Annotated in this window: 15 protein-coding genes; 8 read left to right on the forward strand and 7 right to left on the reverse strand. The window is 74.1% G+C overall.

Features of this window, described 5'->3' with window-relative positions:
- The first annotated feature begins 47 nt into the window (after nucleotides 1–47).
- On the forward strand, nucleotides 48–1385 hold the full coding sequence (locus ABD973_RS12260) for an SWIM zinc finger family protein (protein WP_345500109.1): 1338 nt from the start codon (nucleotides 48–50) through the stop codon (nucleotides 1383–1385).
- 290 nt (nucleotides 1386–1675) lie between these two features.
- Nucleotides 1676–3274 carry a DUF5691 domain-containing protein gene (locus ABD973_RS12265; RefSeq protein WP_345500110.1) on the forward strand — a complete coding sequence of 533 codons (1599 nt, stop codon included), beginning with the start codon at nucleotides 1676–1678 and terminating at the stop codon, nucleotides 3272–3274.
- 34 nt (nucleotides 3275–3308) lie between these two features.
- On the opposite strand, the gene icmB is transcribed toward ABD973_RS12265, so the two are convergent.
- Nucleotides 3309–3713 carry a coenzyme B12-dependent isobutyryl CoA mutase small subunit gene (icmB, locus tag ABD973_RS12270; RefSeq protein WP_125595885.1) on the reverse strand — a complete coding sequence of 135 codons (405 nt, stop codon included), beginning with the start codon at nucleotides 3711–3713 and terminating at the stop codon, nucleotides 3309–3311.
- Nucleotides 3714–3923: 210 nt separating this feature from the next.
- Between icmB and ABD973_RS12275 the strand changes: the two genes are divergently transcribed.
- Together ABD973_RS12275 and ABD973_RS12280 are read left to right on the forward strand one after the other, a co-directional pair.
- Nucleotides 3924–4760: an esterase/lipase family protein gene (locus tag ABD973_RS12275; RefSeq protein ID WP_345500111.1), complete on the forward strand. Its 837-nt coding sequence runs from the start codon at nucleotides 3924–3926 to the stop codon at nucleotides 4758–4760.
- A 239-nt stretch (nucleotides 4761–4999) separates the two neighbouring features.
- Nucleotides 5000–6520, forward strand: a complete 1521-nt coding sequence (locus ABD973_RS12280; protein WP_345500112.1) for a M23 family metallopeptidase — start codon at nucleotides 5000–5002, stop codon at nucleotides 6518–6520.
- 49 nt (nucleotides 6521–6569) lie between these two features.
- Here the strand turns inward: ABD973_RS12280 and pcrA are convergent, their stop codons facing one another.
- Nucleotides 6570–9047 (reverse strand): DNA helicase PcrA, encoded by a 2478-nt coding sequence (gene pcrA, locus ABD973_RS12285; RefSeq protein WP_345500113.1) that lies wholly within the window; start codon nucleotides 9045–9047, stop codon nucleotides 6570–6572.
- Between the two features lie 187 nt (nucleotides 9048–9234).
- Between pcrA and ABD973_RS12290 the strand changes: the two genes are divergently transcribed.
- On the forward strand, nucleotides 9235–9591 hold the full coding sequence (locus ABD973_RS12290) for a hypothetical protein (RefSeq protein WP_125595876.1): 357 nt from the start codon (nucleotides 9235–9237) through the stop codon (nucleotides 9589–9591).
- 139 nt (nucleotides 9592–9730) lie between these two features.
- Entirely contained in the window at nucleotides 9731–10786 is a 1056-nt protein-coding gene (locus tag ABD973_RS12295) for a C40 family peptidase (protein WP_345500114.1), read from the forward strand.
- Nucleotides 10787–10792: 6 nt separating this feature from the next.
- Here ABD973_RS12295 and ABD973_RS12300 read toward each other — a convergent pair whose 3' ends face one another.
- From ABD973_RS12300 to ABD973_RS12310, 3 genes are all read right to left on the reverse strand, one after another.
- Entirely contained in the window at nucleotides 10793–11905 is a 1113-nt protein-coding gene (locus ABD973_RS12300; protein WP_241253349.1) for an alpha/beta hydrolase, read from the reverse strand.
- Nucleotides 11906–12050: 145 nt separating this feature from the next.
- Nucleotides 12051–12746: a LuxR C-terminal-related transcriptional regulator gene (locus ABD973_RS12305; RefSeq protein ID WP_125595870.1), complete on the reverse strand. Its 696-nt coding sequence runs from the start codon at nucleotides 12744–12746 to the stop codon at nucleotides 12051–12053.
- Complete coding sequence (locus ABD973_RS12310) at nucleotides 12743–14035, reverse strand: ATP-binding protein (RefSeq protein ID WP_125595867.1); 1293 nt, start codon at nucleotides 14033–14035, stop codon at nucleotides 12743–12745. The genes ABD973_RS12305 and ABD973_RS12310 overlap by 4 nt, the downstream gene beginning before the upstream one ends.
- A 131-nt stretch (nucleotides 14036–14166) precedes the next feature.
- Here ABD973_RS12310 and ABD973_RS12315 point away from each other — a divergent pair, with 131 nt between their 5' ends.
- Nucleotides 14167–15462, forward strand: a complete 1296-nt coding sequence (locus ABD973_RS12315) for a PspC domain-containing protein (RefSeq protein WP_125822157.1) — start codon at nucleotides 14167–14169, stop codon at nucleotides 15460–15462.
- Entirely contained in the window at nucleotides 15449–15673 is a 225-nt protein-coding gene (locus ABD973_RS12320) for a hypothetical protein (RefSeq protein ID WP_125595861.1), read from the forward strand. Before ABD973_RS12315 ends, ABD973_RS12320 begins: the two co-directional genes overlap by 14 nt.
- On the opposite strand, the gene ABD973_RS12325 is transcribed toward ABD973_RS12320, so the two are convergent.
- Together ABD973_RS12325 and ABD973_RS12330 are read right to left on the reverse strand one after the other, a co-directional pair.
- Nucleotides 15637–16128: a DoxX family protein gene (locus tag ABD973_RS12325; RefSeq protein WP_125595858.1), complete on the reverse strand. Its 492-nt coding sequence runs from the start codon at nucleotides 16126–16128 to the stop codon at nucleotides 15637–15639. The genes ABD973_RS12320 and ABD973_RS12325 overlap by 37 nt on opposite strands.
- A 19-nt stretch (nucleotides 16129–16147) precedes the next feature.
- The gene (locus ABD973_RS12330; RefSeq protein WP_206436552.1) at nucleotides 16148–17404 is read right to left on the reverse strand and encodes a hypothetical protein; all 1257 of its coding nucleotides are present in this window, start codon (nucleotides 17402–17404) and stop codon (nucleotides 16148–16150) included.
- Nucleotides 17405–17449: the final 45 nt, after the last annotated feature.

The raw sequence follows: 17449 nt of genomic DNA on the forward strand, positions 1-17449 counted from the left end.
GTTGCTGGTCAGGGCGATTGTCAGTGGGGGTCTCTACGGTGGTTCACATGACTGAGCAGGGGGTCCGCTGGACGGCGGAACAGGTACTGGCTCTGGCTCCTGACGACGCGTCGCGCAAGGCGGGGGGCAGGCTGGGCGCGGCGGGTCCGTGGTCACAGACCGGAGGTTCCGCTTCCGGTTCGGTGTGGGGGTCGTGCAAGGGCAGCGGCAGTACGCCGTACCGGACGGTCGTCGACCTGTCGGGGCCCGCGTACACGTGCTCCTGCCCCAGCCGGAAGTTCCCGTGCAAGCACGCCCTGGGGCTGTTGCTGCTCTGGGCGGCGCAGGGGTTCGGCGATCCGGCCGAGCCGCCGGACTGGGCGGGGGAATGGCTCGCGGGGCGCGCCGCGAGGGCGGCGCGGCCGGCGGCCGGTCCGGTGGACGCCGGGGCGGCCCGCAGGCGGGCGGAGCGGCGGGCCGAGCGGATCGGCGCGGGCGTCACGGAGCTGGAGCAGCGGCTGGTGGACCTGCTGCACGGCGGGATAGCCGGGCAGCAGCAGGCCGGTTACGCCCCGTGGGAGGAGGTCGCGGCCCGGATGGTCGACGCCCAGGCGCCCGGACTGGCCGCGCGGGCACGGGAGTTGGGGGCAATACCCGGTTGCGGCCCCGGCTGGCCCGCCCGGATGCTTGAGGAGTTCGCGCTGCTGCACCTGCTGGGCAGGGCCTGGCTGGGGGTGTCCGGGCTGCCGGAGCCGCTGGCCGCGACCGTCCGGAGCCGGGTGGGGCTGCCGTCCGCGGCGGAGGGGGAGACCGTCCGGGACCGCTGGCTCGTACTGGCCCAGTACGACTCGGTGTCCCCGGACGGCCGGCTCACCACCCGCCGGATATGGCTGCGCGGGCTGGAGGGCGGACGCCCGGCGCTGGTCCTGGACTTCGGTCCGCCCGGACGGCCGCCGGGGCTGGCACTGCCCGTCGGGCTGGTGCTGGAGGCGGAGGCCCGCTTCCGGCCCGGGTCGGCGGGGCTGCGGGCGGAGCTGGGGGACCGTACCGCGGCCGCGGCGCCGGCCGCCGTCGCTCCGCCCGGGGTGGGCACCGGCGAGGCACTGGAAGCCTACGGGGCCGCGCTGCGGGAGGACCCGTGGCTGGAGTCCTGGCCGGTGGTCCTGGGCCCCGTGGTGCCGGTGCCGGGCGACGGGGCGGAGGCGGCCTGGCAGCTGGCGGACGCGCAGGGGACGTCCGCACTGCCGGTGTCGCCGCCGCAGGGCCGTTCGCGGTCCGGGCTGTGGCGGCTGGCCGCCCTCTCGGGCGGCGGGCCCGTCACGGTCTTCGGGGAGTGCGGCCACCGCGGCTTCACCCCGCTGACGGCCTGGCAGCCCGGCTCGCCCGAGCCGGTACCACTGGTCTGACCGGGGGCGGGCTGGGCCGGACGGACCATCGACAACGCAGGGGGCCTGGGGGGATCCATGCCGTCTCGCGGACCGACATGGAGGACGCGCGGGCGCGGGGGCGCCGGCGCGGACACGAGGAGCCGGGGGGCTTTCATGAACGACAACCACGCCAGCTGAACACGGTCGTACGGCCGTTCCGGTGCCGCGGCCCCGCAGAGGGGACGGGGCCGCGGCACCGGGCCGCACGACGCACGACGCACGACCGACCGCGCACGACACCGACGGGGACTGGAGAGGGAGGGGCTCCGATGGGCCAGGGTGACGGAGGGACAGGCACGGACCGGGACGGGGACCGGGACGGGGACCGGGATTGGGAGGAGCTGGTCACCGCCGCGCTGCTGGGCACCGAGCGGCGCGGTGGCTCGCCGCGGGCGCTGCTCGACGCGGCGGCCGTGCAGACGCTGCGCCGCCGCGCCGGGCTGCGGCCCGCCGCGGCGGCCGCGTTGCCGCGGCCCGCGGCGCCCGATCCGCGCCCGGAGCCCCCGCCGGCCGCCGGGCGGCGGCTCGCGCAGCTGCTGGCCGGCCGGACCGCGGCGGCGGGCGGCGGCGGACGCCGCGGGGCCGCCCCGGATCTGACGGAGCTGTTGCCGCAGTGGCTGGCCGCCGCCGCGCGGCACGGGTACCGGGCGCCGGCGGCCCTGGTCCCGGCGCTGCTGGACGCGGCCCGGGCGCGGACGGACCTGCGCCCCCAGGCGCTGGCCCTGGCCGGGGCGCGGGGGCTGTGGCTGGCCCGGCTGAACCCGGAGTGGCGCTTCGCGCTGCGCGGCGCGGCCGGGGGCGGCGGGGAACTGCCCGACCCGGCCGACGGGGAGGCGGTGGCCCGGCTCTGGGAGGAGGGGCTGTTCGCGGAGCGGGTCGCCCTGCTCGGCGCCGTCCGGGCGCACGACCCGGCGGCGGCGCCCCGGCTGCTGGCCACGACCTGGGCGACGGAGCGGGCCGAGGACCGGCTGATGTTCCTCGACTCCCTGCGGTCCGGGCTGTCCGACGGGGACGAGCCGTTCCTGGAGGCGGCGCTGGGCGACCGCAGCCGCAACGTCCGGGCGACCGCCGCCGAACTGCTGTCCGCGCTGCCGGCCTCGGCGCTGGCCGGGCGGATGGCGGAGCGGGCGCTGGCCTGCGTCGGCCCGGAGGCGGTGGTGCCGCCCGCGGAATGCGATGCGGGCATGCTGCGCGACGGGGTGGTCAAGCGGCCGCCCGCCGGGCGCGGGGAGCGGGCCTGGTGGCTCGGCCAACTGGTGGAGTCGGCCCCGCTGTCCTGCTGGCGGGACCGCTTCGGCGGCCTGTCCCCGGCGCGGATCGTGGCGCTTCCGGTGGCCGAGGGCTGGGCGGAGGAGATCCACGCCGCCTGGTGCCGGGCGGCGGTGCGCCAGCGCGACCCGCTCTGGTCCAAGGCCCTGCTGGGCCCGGCGTCCGCACCGCCCGCGGCGGGCCCGGGCACGGCGTCGCTGGCGGAGCGGGCGAAGCTGCTGGAGACGCTGACGGAGCGGGAGCGAGCCGCGTGGGTCGCGGAGTTCGTACGCGCCCACGGCCTGTCGGAGGCCTTCCAGCTGCTCGGCGTCTGCCGGGTGCCCTGGGCGGGCGAGCTGGGCCGGGCGGTGGTGGACGCCCTGGACGCGGCGCGCGAGGCGGGCAGTTACCCGTGGAGCTTCAGCGGGGTGATGGGCCTGGCGGAGCGCTGCCTGGATCCCGCGGAGGCGGACCGCCTGGAGGCCATGACGGCCGCCGCCCAGGACCCGCCGGAGGCGTCACCGGGGGCCGCGGCCTACTGGGCGGAGGCGTTCCAGCGCCTGGTGGCCACCCTGCGCCTGCGCGGGGCGATGCTCGCGGAACTGGCCCCGCCCGCCTGAACGGGCGGCGGGGCCGGGGCTCCGGAGGGGCGGTTCAGCCCTGGCGGACGTGGGCGTTGACCCAGTCCACGATGGCGGTGGTGGTGGCGCCGGGGGTGAAGATCTCGGCGACGCCCTTCTCCTTGAGCGGGGCGATGTCGTCCTCCGGGATGATCCCGCCGCCGAAGACCTTGATGTCCTCCGCGTCGCGCTCCTTGAGGAGCTCGATGACACGAACGAAGAGCGTGTTGTGCGCCCCGGAGAGGATGGAGAGGCCGATGGCGTCCGCGTCCTCCTGGATGGCGGTGTCCACGATCTGCTCGGGGGTCTGGTGGAGGCCGGTGTAGATGACCTCCATGCCGGCGTCGCGCAGCGCCCGCGCGATCACCTTGGCGCCGCGGTCGTGGCCGTCGAGACCCGGCTTGGCCACCACCACACGGATCGGACCGGTCACACCCATCGCACTGCCTCCCGAGTGAACGAACGTTAAGTACAGCATTGCGCACGGCGCCGTTTCACGGTCAACGGGGAGGGGGAAATCACACGTGGGACGCCGTTGATTCACCACCGCCCCGTCGCCCCGCCACCGCGCCGACAGCCGCCCGGCACGGTGGCGGGGCCGCGCCGGCCCCACGGCCCCGTACCCGAATGGTCCAGGGGGAGGCCGTCCATGGGGCTGACGATCGCACCGCTGCCCGTGCCGCGCACGGGCGCCGCCCTGCGGGCGGCGGTCCTGGAGGCGGCGGTCCTCGCCGGACACCTCCTCCTGTACCCCACCGGGATGCGCGAGGAGCGGCCTCCGGACCTGCCCGCCGCCCGGACGCCCGGGCAGCCGCCGCCGGTGCTGCTCCTGCACGGCTTCACCGACAACCGCTCGGTCTTCGTCCTGCTGCGCCGCGCGCTCGGCGCGGGCGGCCGGCGGCGCGTGGAGACGTACAACCACTCCCCCTTCACCCGGGACCTGCGCCGGACGGCCCGCCACCTCGCCCGGCGCGTCGAGGAGCTGTGCGAGCGCGGCGGCCAGGAGCGGGTGGACCTCGTCGGGCACAGCCTGGGCGGGCTGGTCGCGCGGTACTACGTCCAGCGGCTCGGCGGCGACGCGCGCGTGCGGACGCTGGTCACCCTGGGGACCCCGCACGGCGGCACCCGGATCGCGCCCTTCATGGACGCGCACCCCCTGGTCCGCCAGATGCGCCCGGGCTCCGAGGTGATGGCCGAGCTGGGGGCGCCCGCGCCCGGCTGCCGGACCCGGTTCGTGGCGTTCTGGAGCGAGTTCGACGCGCTGATGGCACCCACCGGGACGGCCCGCATCGAGCACCCGGACCTGGACGCGACGAACGTGCAGGTCACCGGTATCGGACATCTGGCCCTCCCGGTCCATCCGACGGTCGTCACCGCCGTCCGGCGCACCCTCGACGGCCCGCTCCGGGCCGCGGACGGCACGCCCCGCCCGGCGGACTCCGCCGCCCGCGCCGCGGGAACCGGGGGCCGGAGCCTGGTCGTCTGACGACCCCGCGCGCCCGCAACACCGGTCGACCATCAGTCGAACGAATTTCGAACTCAAGGCCAAGGCTCGGTCTCCAGAAGGCCGAAAGGCGGCCGAATGCCCGGTTCCGCTAAGGACGAAACACTCGGAAGATTGTCGAGGCGAGTAACCGCCGGGTACAGTCACGCCACTGCTCTCCTCCGGTGAACCTTGAGTTCCCCGGCCACCCAGGCCCCACTGCCGAGGCGAAAGAGAAGTTGGTGAACGACCGCCCGACGTCGGGCCAGTACCCCGATTTCGGGTACGACGGCCTTTCCACCACCACTTTCGCTGGTGACCAGGCATATGCGTCCTATGAAACGCAGGGCCAGGGGTACCAGTTCGTCACGGACTACGCCGCTCCCGGCAGTTACGGAACGTACGACGCGTACGGGACGTACCCGGCCGCGGGCGACACCGGCTCGTACGACACCACCGGGTGGTCCGCTCCGGAGAGTTACCTCTCGAGCGTCCCGGCCCAGACCGTCCCCGAGGACACCACGGGCCAGTACGACGCGAGCGCCTGGAACACCGCGACCGCCGAGTACCAGCCGGCCCCCCTCGGCTACGACTCCGCCGGCACGGAGCAGACCGGGCACTGGACCCTCCCCGGCTACGGCCAGGACACCGGCACCTACGACGCCACCGCCTGGAACGGCGGCGCGGCCGCGGGTCCCGGTTACGAGGCCACGACCGTCGTCCCCGTGTTCACAGAGACCGCCGCGGCCGGGGACCCCCACGAGTCCGACGCCTTCGCGGACGCCGGCCCGTACGCGGACGCCGACCCGTACGCCGACGAGGAGACCTCCGTCTTCGAGCCCGTGGCCGTCGCGGCCGACGAGCAGCCGGAACTCATCGCCGGCCCCGTGCACGACATGCCCACGCAGGCCATGCCCGTCACCCCGGCCGCCGCCGGACCCCGCGCCGGCCGCCGGGCCACCGGCAAGAGCGGCTCGGGCCGGAACGCCGCGGCCAAGGGCGGCGGCAGCGCCACCGCCGGCAGCCGCCGCCGCACCCCGGCCAAACGGTCCGCCCTGCTGACGGTGGCCGTGCCCTCCGCGTGCGTGATGGGCGTCGCGGGCGTCGCCGCCGCCTCCGTCGGCGGACTCACCGGCTCCGACAAGCCGGCCGGGGAAACGACCACGATGGCCGCCCCCGACCCGTCCTCGGTGAAGCCGGTCGAGGCGAACAACAAGCTCGACACGCAGCTGGCGGCGCTCAGCGCCGACGCGGGCGACTTCGCGGACCGCGCGAGCCGCACGCAGGAGCGCATCGACCTCAAGCAGCGCCAGGAAGAAGAGAAGAAGAAGCGGGCCGAGGAGGCGGCGGCCAAGGAGGCGGCCCGCCCCAAGTTCGCGGTGCCCGTCGCCCAGCACGGCCTGAGCGCCATGTTCGGCCAGGCCGGCGGCATGTGGATGTCCGTGCACACCGGCATCGACTTCCCCGTCGGCTACGGCACCCCCGTCATGGCCGCCACCGACGGCACCATGCGCACCCAGTGGAACAGCGCCTACGGCAACATGGCCATCCTGACCTCCCCCGACGGCACCGAGACCTGGTACTGCCACCTGAGCAGCACCAAGATCCGGTCCGGGCAGGTCAAGGCCGGCGACGTCATCGCGTACTCCGGCAACTCCGGCAACTCCACCGGCCCGCACCTGCACTTCGAGGTACGGCCCGGCGGCGGCTCCGCCGTCGACCCCCTGGCCTGGCTGCGCAGCCACGGCCTGGACCCGAGCTGAACCGACGGCGACCGACGGCCGGGGCACCGAGGCCCCGGCCCCGCGGCTCCTACAGCTTCTGCACCGGCGCGTAGCGCAGCAGCAGCCGCTTCGGCTTGGCGTCCCCGAAGTCGATGGTGGCCTGCGCGTCCGCGCCGGCCCCCCGGACCTCCATGACGGTGCCCAGACCGAACTGGTCGTGGGTGACCCGGTCCCCGACGGCCAGCGCGATGACCGGCTTGTCGGCGGCCCGGCGCGTGGCGAAGCCGGACGGACCCGACTTGGTGCGCGAGGAGGACAGGAACGACTCGGGCGAGGTCCCGAAGGAGGCCTTCCCGGAGGACGATCCGTACCCGGAACCGCGCACCGGCCCCGCCGGCTTCTGCGCGGCGCCCGTGCGCTTCCACTGGAGGTACTCGGCCGGGATCTCCTCCAGGAACCGCGAGGGCGGGTTGTACGAGGGCGTCCCCCACGCGCTGCGCATGCTGGATCGGGTCAGGTACAACCGCTCGCGGGCCCGGGTGATGCCCACGTAGGCGAGGCGGCGTTCCTCCTCCAGCTCCTTGGTCTGGCCGAGGGCGCGCATGTGCGGGAAGACGCCGTCCTCCATGCCGGTCAGGAAGACGACCGGGAACTCCAGGCCCTTGGCGGTGTGCAGGGTCATCAGCGTGATGACGCCCGAGCCCTCGGTGTCCTCGTCCGGGATCTGGTCGGAGTCGGCGACGAGCGCGACCTGCTCCAGGAACTCGGCCAGCGTTCCCGGGTTCTCCTCGTCCCGCGCCTGCTCGAACTCCAGGGCCACGGCCGCGAGCTCCTGGAGGTTCTCGATCCGGGTCTCGTCCTGCGGGTCGGTCGACGCCTGGAGCTCGGCGAGGTACCCGGTGCGCTCCAGTACGGCCTCCAGCACCACGGCCGGGCCGGCGCCGGAGTCGGCGATCGTGCGCAGCTCCTCCATCAGCACGTTGAACCGCTTGACGGCGTTGGTGGAGCGGGCGGCCATGCCGAAGGCCTCGTCGACGCGGCGCAGCGCCTGCGGGAAGGTGATCTTCTCGCGCATGGCGAGCGCGTCGATCATCGCCTCGGCGCGCTCGCCGATGCCGCGCTTGGGGACGTTCAGGATGCGGCGGAGCGGGACGTTGTCCTCGGGGTTGGCGAGGACGCGCAGGTAGGCCAGGATGTCCCGGACCTCCTTGCGCTCGTAGAAGCGGACGCCGCCGACGACCTTGTACGGGAGCCCGACGCGGATGAAGATCTCCTCGAACACGCGCGACTGGGCGTTGGTCCGGTAGAAGATCGCGACGTCGCCGGCCTTGGCGTCGCCGGCGTCGGTGAGCCGGTCGATCTCGTCGGCGACGAACTGGGCCTCGTCGTGCTCGGTGTCGGCGACGTAGCCGGTGATGACGGCGCCGGTGCCGGCCTGGGTCCACAGGTTCTTGGCGCGGCGGTTCTCGTTGCGCTCGATGACCGCGTTGGCCGCGGAGAGGATCGTCTGCGTGGAGCGGTAGTTCTGTTCCAGCAGGATCGTCGTCGCGTCCTTGTAGTCCTCCTCGAACTGGAGGATGTTGCGGATCGTCGCGCCGCGGAAGGCGTAGATCGACTGGTCGGCGTCACCCACCACGCACAGCTCGGCGGGCGGCAGGTCCGGGTAGCCGGGGCCGACCAGCTCGCGCACCAGCGTGTACTGGGCGTGGTTGGTGTCCTGGTACTCGTCGACCAGCACGTGCCGGAAGCGGCGCCGGTAGTGCTCGGCGACGTCCGGGAAGGCCTGGAGGAGGTGGACCGTGGTCATGATGATGTCGTCGAAGTCGAGCGCGTTGGCCTCGCGCAGCCGCCCCTGGTACATCGCGTACGCCTGGGCGAGCGTCTTCTCGAAGCCGTCGGCCGCCTGCGCGGCGAAGGCGTCCTCGTCGATCAGCTCGTTCTTCAGGTTCGAGATCTTGGCGTTGAAGGACTTGGGCGGGAACTTCTTCGGGTCCAGGTCCAGGTCCCGGCAGACGAGCGCCATCAGGCGCTTGGAGTCGGCCGCGTCGTAGATCGAGAACGAGGAGGTGAAGCCGAGCCGCTTCGACTCGCGGCGCAGGATGCGCACGCAGGCGCTGTGGAAGGTGGACACCCACATGGCGTTCGCGCGGGGGCCGACGAGGCCCTCGACGCGTTCCTTCATCTCGCCGGCGGCCTTGTTGGTGAAGGTGATCGCCAGGATCTGGCCGGGGTGGACGTTCCGCGCGGACAGCAGGTGGCCGATGCGGTGGGTGAGCACCCGGGTCTTGCCGGAGCCGGCGCCGGCCACGATGAGCAGCGGCGAGCCGGCGTGCACCACGGCGGCGGCCTGCTGCTCGTTCAGCCCGTCCAGGAGCGTCGCCGGGTCGATGACGGGGCGCGGGGCGCCGTCCCGGTAGTACGCGTCCCCGCTCATGGGCACGTCGAAGGCGCCCCCGAAGAGGTCGTCCGCGCCGTGCTCGGGCTCGGGGTGCTCCTCGGGCGGCGGAGGGACCTCGTCGGAGGGGGTGAGGTCGGCCAGGAAGCTGTCGTCAAAGAGGCTGCTCATCGCCTTCCGAGTTTAGGGGCCCGGACCGACAGCCGGTCCCGCCCCCGGAGAAATCACGGAAACCGGCGCGCTACCCGGGGTAATGTGCCGGTCACCCGGCGGCCTGCCGGCCCCGGCCCCCCACCCCGGAGGGGGTGGCCGCACACCGCCGTCGGGGGCCCCGGAGCCGCCCCGTACGCTCGGGCGCATGACTGTCCTCACCAACGTCTTCGTCGGCCTGCACATCATCGGCATCGCCTCGCTCCTCGGCGGGTTCCTGACCCAGATGAAGGCGATGGGCGCCGGCACGGCGCGTTTCGTGCCCGCGATGCTGCACGGCGCGCTGACCATGCTCGTCACCGGTGTGCTGCTGGTGGGCTTCCGCGAGATGGGCGACGGCGCGCCGCTCAACCACGTCAAGATCGGCGTGAAGCTGGCGGTCCTGTTCGTGATCCTCGCCCTCGTGTACGTCAAGCGGGACGAGGAGCACGTGGAGAAGGGTCTCTTCGCGGCGGTCGGCGGCCTGACCGTGGCCAACATCTTTATCGCCGTCCTCTGGCACTGACCGGTCCGGCTCGGTCCGGTCCCGGTCGGAGGAAGCCACTTCCGATCATCTCGTCATCTGCCCGTGACCTTCGGGTTTAGCGTCCTCCCCCGAGACCTCCCCCAGACCTGCGGGACGAGCGGAAGGACGTGAGGCCCCCGTGGCCAGTCATCGAAAGCCCAGGCAGCGCCCGTTCTCCGGCGGCACGGCACGGACCGCCGCCACCCTCGCCCTCGCGGGCGCTGCCACCGCCACCGCCTTCGAAGGCACCTCGCACGCCGAGCCGCAGCTCAGCCCCGCCCAGGTCAGGGCGGAGGTCGACCGGCTCTACGGGGAGGCCGAGGCGGCGACGGAGAAGTACAACGGGGCGAAGGCCGAGTCGGACGAGGCCGAGCGGGCGCTGACCGGCCTGCGCGAGGAGACCGCCCGCAAGGCGGACCGGCTGAACGCCGCCCGCAGCGCGCTCGGTTCGCTCGCCGCCTCCCAGTACCGCAGCGGCGGCCTGGGCCCCGCCCTCCAGCTGGCCATGGCCGCCGACCCGCAGGACTACCTGGACCGGGCCGGCATGCTCACCCGGGCCGGCGACCGCACCGCCTCCGAGGTGGCCGCCGTCAAACGCGGCCTCGACGAGGTCGGGCGGCTGCGCGACCAGGCCGCCGGCCGGCTGGCGGACCTGCGCGCCCACCAGCACGAGCTCGCCCGGCAGAAGGCCGTCGTCGAGGACCGGCTCGCCACCGCCCGGCAGCTGCTGGCCCGGCTGACCGCCGAGGAACGGGCCGCCTACGAGGCGCAGTCGGGCACCGCCGCCTCCGTCGGGGCCGACCCCGTGAGCGCCCCCCACACCCCGCCCCCGGCGGCGGCCGGCAGCTCGCGCGCCGCGCGTGCGGTGGCCTTCGCGTACGGGGCGATCGGCCGGCCGTACGTCTGGGGCGCGACGGGACCGGGCTCGTACGACTGCTCCGGCCTGACGCAGGCCGCGTGGCGCGCGGCCGGGGTGTCCCTGCCCCGCACCACCTACACGCAGATCAACGCGGGCCGGCGGGTCTCCCGGGACCAGCTGGCCCCCGGCGACCTGGTCTTCTTCTACTCCGGGGTCACGCACGTCGGCATGTACGTCGGCAACGGCCAGATGATCCACGCCCCGCGCCCCGGCTCCACGGTCCGGCTGGCACCGGTCGACTCGATGCCCTGGGCCGGCGCCTCCCGCCCGGCGTGACCCCCGTTACGGCGCCTTGACCTGCTGGCTGAGCCACCCGAAGGTCTGCGGCAGCTGCTTCGACCACGCCTCCAGGTTGTGCCCGCCGGTGATCTTCTCGGCGTGCACGGTGGTCGGGTTCTGCGCGAGGGCCTTGAGGTCGGTCCCGGACAGGTAGCCGTCGTGCTCGGCGCCCGACATCCACAGCGCGACCGCCGGCGGCGCGGGCTGTGCCTTGAGGAGTTCCTTCAGGTTGTGGGTGCGGCGCAGCTCCGGGTCCTTGGCCACCAGCGAGCTGGGCTCCTGGCCGGGGTCGTTGTAGCCGGACAGGGAGACGGCGGCGCTGTAGCGGTCGGGGTGCAGGATCGCCAGCTTGGCGGCGCAGTACGCGCCGGCCGAGTAGCCGGCGACGCCCCAGGTGCGGGCCTCGTCGGAGGCGCGGAAGTTGTCGGTGACCATCTTGCGGACGTCGACGCTGAACCAGCTGTCGGCGTTGACCTTGCCGGGGATGTTGGCGCAGCCGGTGTCGCCGTTGCCGAGGAGCATGGCGCGCGGGGAGACCAGGATGAAGGGCTGGACCTTGCCCTCCTTCATCAGCGGCTCCAGCACCTCGTGCGCCTTGAGCCCCTGGAACCAGGACTTGCCCGTGCCGGGTATGCCCGGGATCAGCTCGACGACCGGGAACTTCCTGTCCTTGTACGCGGGGTCGTCGTACTGCGGCGGCAGCCACACCATGACGTCGCCCTTGACGCCGGAGATCCTGCCGTCGAGCTCGGTCTTCCTCACCCGCCCGCCGAGGCCCTCGACCGCCGTGAACTCCTGGCGGACCTTGGGCTCCTCCTTGACCTGCTCGGCCTTCTTGCCGCCCATTCCGTCGGGGCCGAGGTCGGGGGCGGCCTGGACGTACTTCCCGGTGCCCATCAGGTCGGCCCAGGAGACGTAGAAGTTCATCTCCCGGTTGACCGCGACGAAGACCAGGGCGACGGCGGTGACCTGGGCGAAGAGCAGCATCGCGGCGCGGGTGGCGACACGTGCGGCGGCGGGGCCGCGCACCTTGCTCCACACGGCCAGCGGCAGCACGACGGCGGTCACGGTCAGGGCGGCCGCCGTCGCGAAGAGGGGGGTCCCGGTCAGGCTCATCACGCCACCCAAGACCCGCCGCGCCGTCTTCCGGTTGCCCTCCCCCGCTGCGGCGTGGATCACACCCAGGGGTCCGGCCCCGGGGCGTCATCGCCGGTTCATCCGCAGGTCAGACCAGTCAGACCAGTCAGGCCGGTCGGACCGGTCAGACCAGTCGCCGGGCCGTCGCCCAACGGGTCAGCTCGTGCCGGTTGGAGAGCTGGAGCTTGCGGAGCACCGCCGAGACGTGCGACTCCACCGTCTTCACCGAGATGAACAGCTGCTTGGCGATCTCCTTGTACGCGTACCCGCGCGCGATCAGCCGCAGCACCTCGCGCTCGCGCTGGGTGAGCCGGTCCAGGTCCTCGTCGACCGGCGGGGCGTCGGTCGAGGCGAAGGCGTCCAGCACGAAGCCGGCCAGGCGGGGCGAGAACACCGCGTCCCCGTCCTGGACCCGGAAGACGGAGTCCACCAGGTCGGTGCCGGTGATGGTCTTGGTGACGTAGCCGCGCGCGCCGCCGCGGATGACGCCGATGACGTCCTCTGCGGCGTCCGACACCGACAGCGCCAGGAACCGCACCGGGTTCTCGGCGGCCGCCATCAGCGGGGCGCAGCGGCGCAGCACCTCGACGCCGCCGCCACCGGGCAGGTGCACGTCGAGGAGGACCACCTCGGGGCGGGTGGCGGTGATGACGGTGACGGCCTGGTCCACGTCGGCGGCCTCGCCGACGACCTCGACGCCGGTCCGGGCGGTCTCGCCGATCTCGGCCTGCACCCCGGTGCGGAACATCCGGTGGTCGTCGACGAGGACCACCCGGACCCTCCTGCCCGCTCCGTCCGTGGTCGCGTTGTCCTCGGTCATGCTGTCTTCGCCGCCCTCTCCATCTCCAGCTCGACTACCGTGCCGCCGTCGGGCGCGGACCGCAGCATGGCGGTCCCCCCGTTGCGCTGCATCCGGCCGATGATCGATTCTCGTACGCCCATGCGGTCGTCCGGTACCGCTTCCATGTCGAAGCCCGGTCCGCGGTCCCGTACGGACACGAAGACCGTCTGTCCCTCGACCTCCGCGTACACCTGGACGGGCCCCTCGCCACCGTACTTGGCGGCGTTGACCATCGCCTCGCGCGCGGCCTGGATCTGGGCGCCGAGCTTCTCGTCGAGCGGGCAGTCGCCGACGACGACCACCTCGATCGGGACTCCGTGGTGGTCCTCCACGTCGGCGGCGGTCTTCTTCACGGCCTCGGCGAGGGTGGCGGGCTCCTCGGCCTCGTCCTTGCCGGTGCCCTCGGGCTTGTAGAGCCAGTTGCGCAGCTCCCGCTCCTGGGCGCGGGCGAGGCGGCGGACCTCGCCGACGTCCTCGGCGTTGCGCTGGATCAGGGTGAGGGTGTGCAGCACCGAGTCGTGGACGTGGGCGGCGACCTCGGCGCGTTCCTGGGCGCGGATGCGCATCAGGCGCTCCTCGGACAGGTCCTGGGTCATCCGGATCAGCCAGGGCCCGGCGAGCAGGGCTATGCCGACGAGGACGGCGAGGACGGCGGTGAGGAGGTTGCCGAGCTGGGCCGCGGAGCCCCGTACGACGATGAACACGGTCAGGCCGACGCCGACGAGGACGACGCCGGCGAGTGCCCGACCCGCCTGGAACAGCCGCTTCTGGCGGTCGTCGGCGGCGCTCCAGTGGGCGCGGCGGGCGTTGTCGGCCTGCCGCCAGACGAGGACGACGCCGGCCCCGACGAGCAGGGTGGGCCAGATGTAGCGGCCGTTCTCGCCGCCGAAGCGCAGCTGGGAGAAGAAGATGCCCGCGCCCACGGCCAGGGCGATCAGGCCGGAGACCGCCCCCTTGTCGGGCTTGCGCACCCGGCGGGTGCCGTCGGCGAGGGTCTCGAAGAAGGAGTGGTGCCCGGTCTTGCCGCCCTGGCCGAGCGGTACGAAGACCCAGAAGGCCGCGTAGAGCAGCACACCGAGCCCGTCTCCGAACATGAACATGCCGAGGAAGGCGAGCCGGACCCAGATCACGGGCAGGCCCAGGTGGCCTGCGAGGCCGCGCGCGACCCCGCCGAGCATCCGGCCGTCGGCGCTGCGGTAGAGCCTGCGCTGCGGGACGTCCTCCGGGTCGGGTGCGTGCGGTGTACGTGGAGCGGCGGCAACGGGCATGCCACCAAGGGTCACACGCCCGGGCGCGGCCGGGCATCAGGGCATCCCCCCAGTTCCACAGGGGGGATATCAGGGTTGCGCCAGGGTAGGGCCCGGTGCCGGGGGGCCGCACCGCCCGTCACCATGGACCCATGACCGACGTACAAGACGCCCCGCCCGGGGATCCCGGGGCGCCGGCCCCCGCCGAGCGGCCCCCGCTGCGCCGCAGCAAGCGCGACAAGGTCCTCGCGGGCGTGTGCGGCGGCCTCGGCCGGTACTTCGACCTGGACCCGGTGGTCTTCCGGATCGTGCTCGGGGTGCTCGCCGTCACCGGCGGCGTCGGCCTGATCTTCTACGGCTTCGCCTGGCTGCTGCTGCCCCTGGAGGGCGAGGAGGACAGCGAGGGCAAGCGGCTGCTGACGGGCCGGGTCGAGGGCGCCACCCTCACCGCCGTGTTCAGCGCCCTGGTGGGGTGCGCGCTGTTCCTGTCGATGCTGGACAACGGGGTGATGGGGGCCTTCTCGGTCCTGGTGATCCTGGCGGTCGGCGGCGCCTCCTACTGGTCCCGGCGCCACCGCACCGCCGCCGCCCCCGAGGTGCGGGCCCCGGCCGCGCACCGCCCGGCGCCGCCGGAGACGCAGGCGCCGCCGGTGCCGGGCAGCCCCTCCTGGTGGCGGGACCCGCTGGTCAAGGACGGCACCACGGGCCCGGTCGGCTCGGCCGGCTACCTCTGGGGCCCCGACGACGGCGACTCGGGCCCGGAGCGGCCGGGCACCGCCCCGCGGGAGCCCCGGCGCGGGGCGCCCGTGCGGCCGCGCGGCGGGATCGGCGGCCGGGTGTTCGTACTGGCCCTGCTGGCGGGGGGCATCGGTACCGCTTCGGTGTGGGAGGGCAGCACCCTCGGGCACGCCCTGCAGGTGGGGCTCGCGTCCGCGCTCGCGGTCTTCGGGCTGGGTCTGGCCGTCAGCTCCGTCAAGGGCCGCACCGGTTTCGGCACGGTGCTGCTCGGCCTGCTCACCGCCGTGCTGCTCGCGGGTGCGGTGGCCATGCCGCGCGAGATCGGCACCGACTGGCGGGACGTGGCCTGGCGCCCGGCGGCGGTGGCCGACGTACGTCCCGCGTACGAGGCGGGGACGGGGCTGGCGACCTTGGACCTGAGCCGCCTGGACGTGCCCAAGGGCGCGACCGTGGCCGTCCGCGCCTCCATCGACGCGGGCCGGCTGAAGGTGGTCCTCCCCCGGGAGGTCACCGCGAAGGCCCACGTGTCGATCCGGCTCGGCGACATCGAGCTGCCCGGGGACGGCGGCCCCGGCATCCGGATCAGGAACGACGGGGAGGACCGGCGGGCGACCCTGCCCCCGGCCGCCGGCACCGAGGCCGGCGGGACGATCGAGCTGCGCCTGGAGGCGGGCGTGGGACAGGTGGAGGTGGCCCGTGCGGCGTCATGAGTTCCAGCCGGGACGGCTGCTGGCGGGGCTGGTCCTGACCGCCGCGGGCGTGCTCTACCTGCTCGACGCGGCGGGCGAGACGGACGTGCCCTGGTTCCTGGTGGTCCCGTTCGCGGTGGGCGGGCTGGTGCTGTCCGCCCTGGTCGGGATGGTCACGTACGCCGTGCGCCGGGATCAGCGCGACCGGATCATCGAGTCGAAGGACCAGTAGGGCGCCCCCGCGAGGACCAGCGGGGTCCAGGCCATCAGGTACGCCAGGTCGTTGCCGTAGTAGTACGGGGTCACCGCCCAGGAGACGGTGAGCCACAGGCTGAGCGAGATCAGCAGTCCGCCGGCGGCGGCGAGCCGGGTCAGCACCCCGGCGAGCACGCCGAGACCGACGAGGAGCTCCCCGATGGCGATGGCCACGCCGAAGCCGACGGGGGCCTTCAGCGCCAGGTCCACCAGGGCGGGGATCGCGGAGGTGTCGCGCACCCCGCGCATCATCTCGCCGATCGAGCCGCTGCCGGTCTCCGCGAGGAAGCCCGCGGCCGTCAGCTTGTCGATGCCTGCGTAGACGAAGGTCACGCCGAGGAAGATCCGCAGCGGGAAGAGCGCGTAGCGGGTGGCCAGCTCCTTGAGCGGGGTGGTCGTCCGCTGCCCGGATGGGGCGTCAGTTCGGGTCACGCCCCCATGTCTACCCCCTTCACTCGGCCACGTCGATGACGCAGCGGTTGGATTCCACCCCCGCCGCCGTGACCACCTGGACCTCGACCCGGCCCGGCTCGACCTCCGCGGGCACCGGGACGGTGAGCACCGCGTCCGAGGGGTTGGTGAACCCGCCCGCCACCGGGACCAGCGGCACGTGCACGTGGACCGCCCCGACCCGTACGACCAGCCGGGCCAGCATCTCCGGGGTCCGCGCGCCGGGCGGCACGAAGCCGACGCCGCGGATCTCGATGTCGTCGCCGGGCCGGACGGCCGCGTCGATGTCACCGGGTTCGCGCCTGCGCACCACCGACAGCACCAGCGGCCGGCTGCCCTCGGCGTACTTCGCGGCCAGGTACACCGCCGCCGACAGCGCCACCAGCAGGGCCAGCGCCCACGGCAGCTGCGGCAGCCGGTCGGGGAAGCGGGCCAGCGACACCGCCGCGTAGGCCAGCACCACGGTGGAGACGAGCACGTACTGCGCGTCGGGGAAGCTGCCGCGGCCGTCGTCGTCCGTCAGCAGGTCCACCCCGCGCGGCCGGTCCGCCGGCAGCTTCTGCAGCCGCTGCCCCATGATCCGTACGGAGACCACACGCCGCACCAGCACCGCCACTGCCGAGGTCAGCGCGACCACCGACAGCAGCGGCAGCGCCCGCTCCAGCGCGAACCCCTGGTACAGGGCCTCGCGCTCGGGGCCGGGCGAGGAGGCGGCCAGCCGCAGCGCGGGCAGCAGCGCGGCGAACGCCGTCAGCACCAGCCAGGCGCTCGGCACCGCCTTCGACGTCGACAGCCGGTTGTCCTCCCCCACGACCGGCGCCAGCAGCCCGCCGCGCAGCGACTGGGCGCGGGCGGCGACGGTGAGCAGCCCGGCGAGCGCCAGCGCGGCCAGCAGCCCGGCGGTGCGGGCGGTGGACCAGCCCGTGCCGAGCGCGGTGCCGACCTGCACCAGCAGCAGTATCCCGGCGGCGATCCACAGGGTGAGGACGGCCCGCCGGGAGAACAGGTACAGCCAGGAGTTCCCGGCCTCCCGGCCCCGGTCGGCGACCGTGCGGGCGGACAGGGTCAGCTCGTCGGAGACCCACTGGCGGGAGGCGCCGAGGGAGTGGGCCACCGCGGCCGGCACCCCTTGCCCGGCGGCGAACTCGTCCCGTTTCTCCAGGAACGCGGCGACCGCTCTGCGGTGCCCCTCCCGTGCGCAGTCGTCGCAGGCGCAGACGGCGGTATGGGTACTCCGGGACATCTCTTGGACAGCCACGTGCGTGCCGCCTCTCTGAACTACGGTGCGATGCCAGCGAATTGT

The sequence above is a fragment of the Streptomyces racemochromogenes genome (genome assembly GCF_039535215.1).
Lineage (GTDB): Bacteria > Actinomycetota > Actinomycetes > Streptomycetales > Streptomycetaceae > Streptomyces > Streptomyces racemochromogenes.

Bases quoted from the DNA above. Each gene is read 5' to 3' on its own strand.
- ABD973_RS12310 (WP_125595867.1), bottom strand. From the start codon at position 14,035: ATGCCCGTTGCCGCCGCTCCACGTACACCGCACGCACCCGACCCGGAG.
- ABD973_RS12300 (WP_241253349.1), bottom strand. From the start codon at position 11,905: ATGAGCCTGACCGGGACCCCCCTCTTCGCGACGGCGGCCGCCCTGACC.
- ABD973_RS12275 (WP_345500111.1), top strand. From the start codon at position 3,924: ATGGGGCTGACGATCGCACCGCTGCCCGTGCCGCGCACGGGCGCCGCC.
- icmB (WP_125595885.1), bottom strand. From the start codon at position 3,713: ATGGGTGTGACCGGTCCGATCCGTGTGGTGGTGGCCAAGCCGGGTCTC.
- pcrA (WP_345500113.1), bottom strand. From the start codon at position 9,047: ATGAGCAGCCTCTTTGACGACAGCTTCCTGGCCGACCTCACCCCCTCC.
- ABD973_RS12260 (WP_345500109.1), top strand. From the start codon at position 48: ATGACTGAGCAGGGGGTCCGCTGGACGGCGGAACAGGTACTGGCTCTG.
- ABD973_RS12290 (WP_125595876.1), top strand. From the start codon at position 9,235: ATGACTGTCCTCACCAACGTCTTCGTCGGCCTGCACATCATCGGCATC.
- ABD973_RS12265 (WP_345500110.1), top strand. From the start codon at position 1,676: ATGGGCCAGGGTGACGGAGGGACAGGCACGGACCGGGACGGGGACCGG.
- ABD973_RS12305 (WP_125595870.1), bottom strand. From the start codon at position 12,746: ATGACCGAGGACAACGCGACCACGGACGGAGCGGGCAGGAGGGTCCGG.
- ABD973_RS12315 (WP_125822157.1), top strand. From the start codon at position 14,167: ATGACCGACGTACAAGACGCCCCGCCCGGGGATCCCGGGGCGCCGGCC.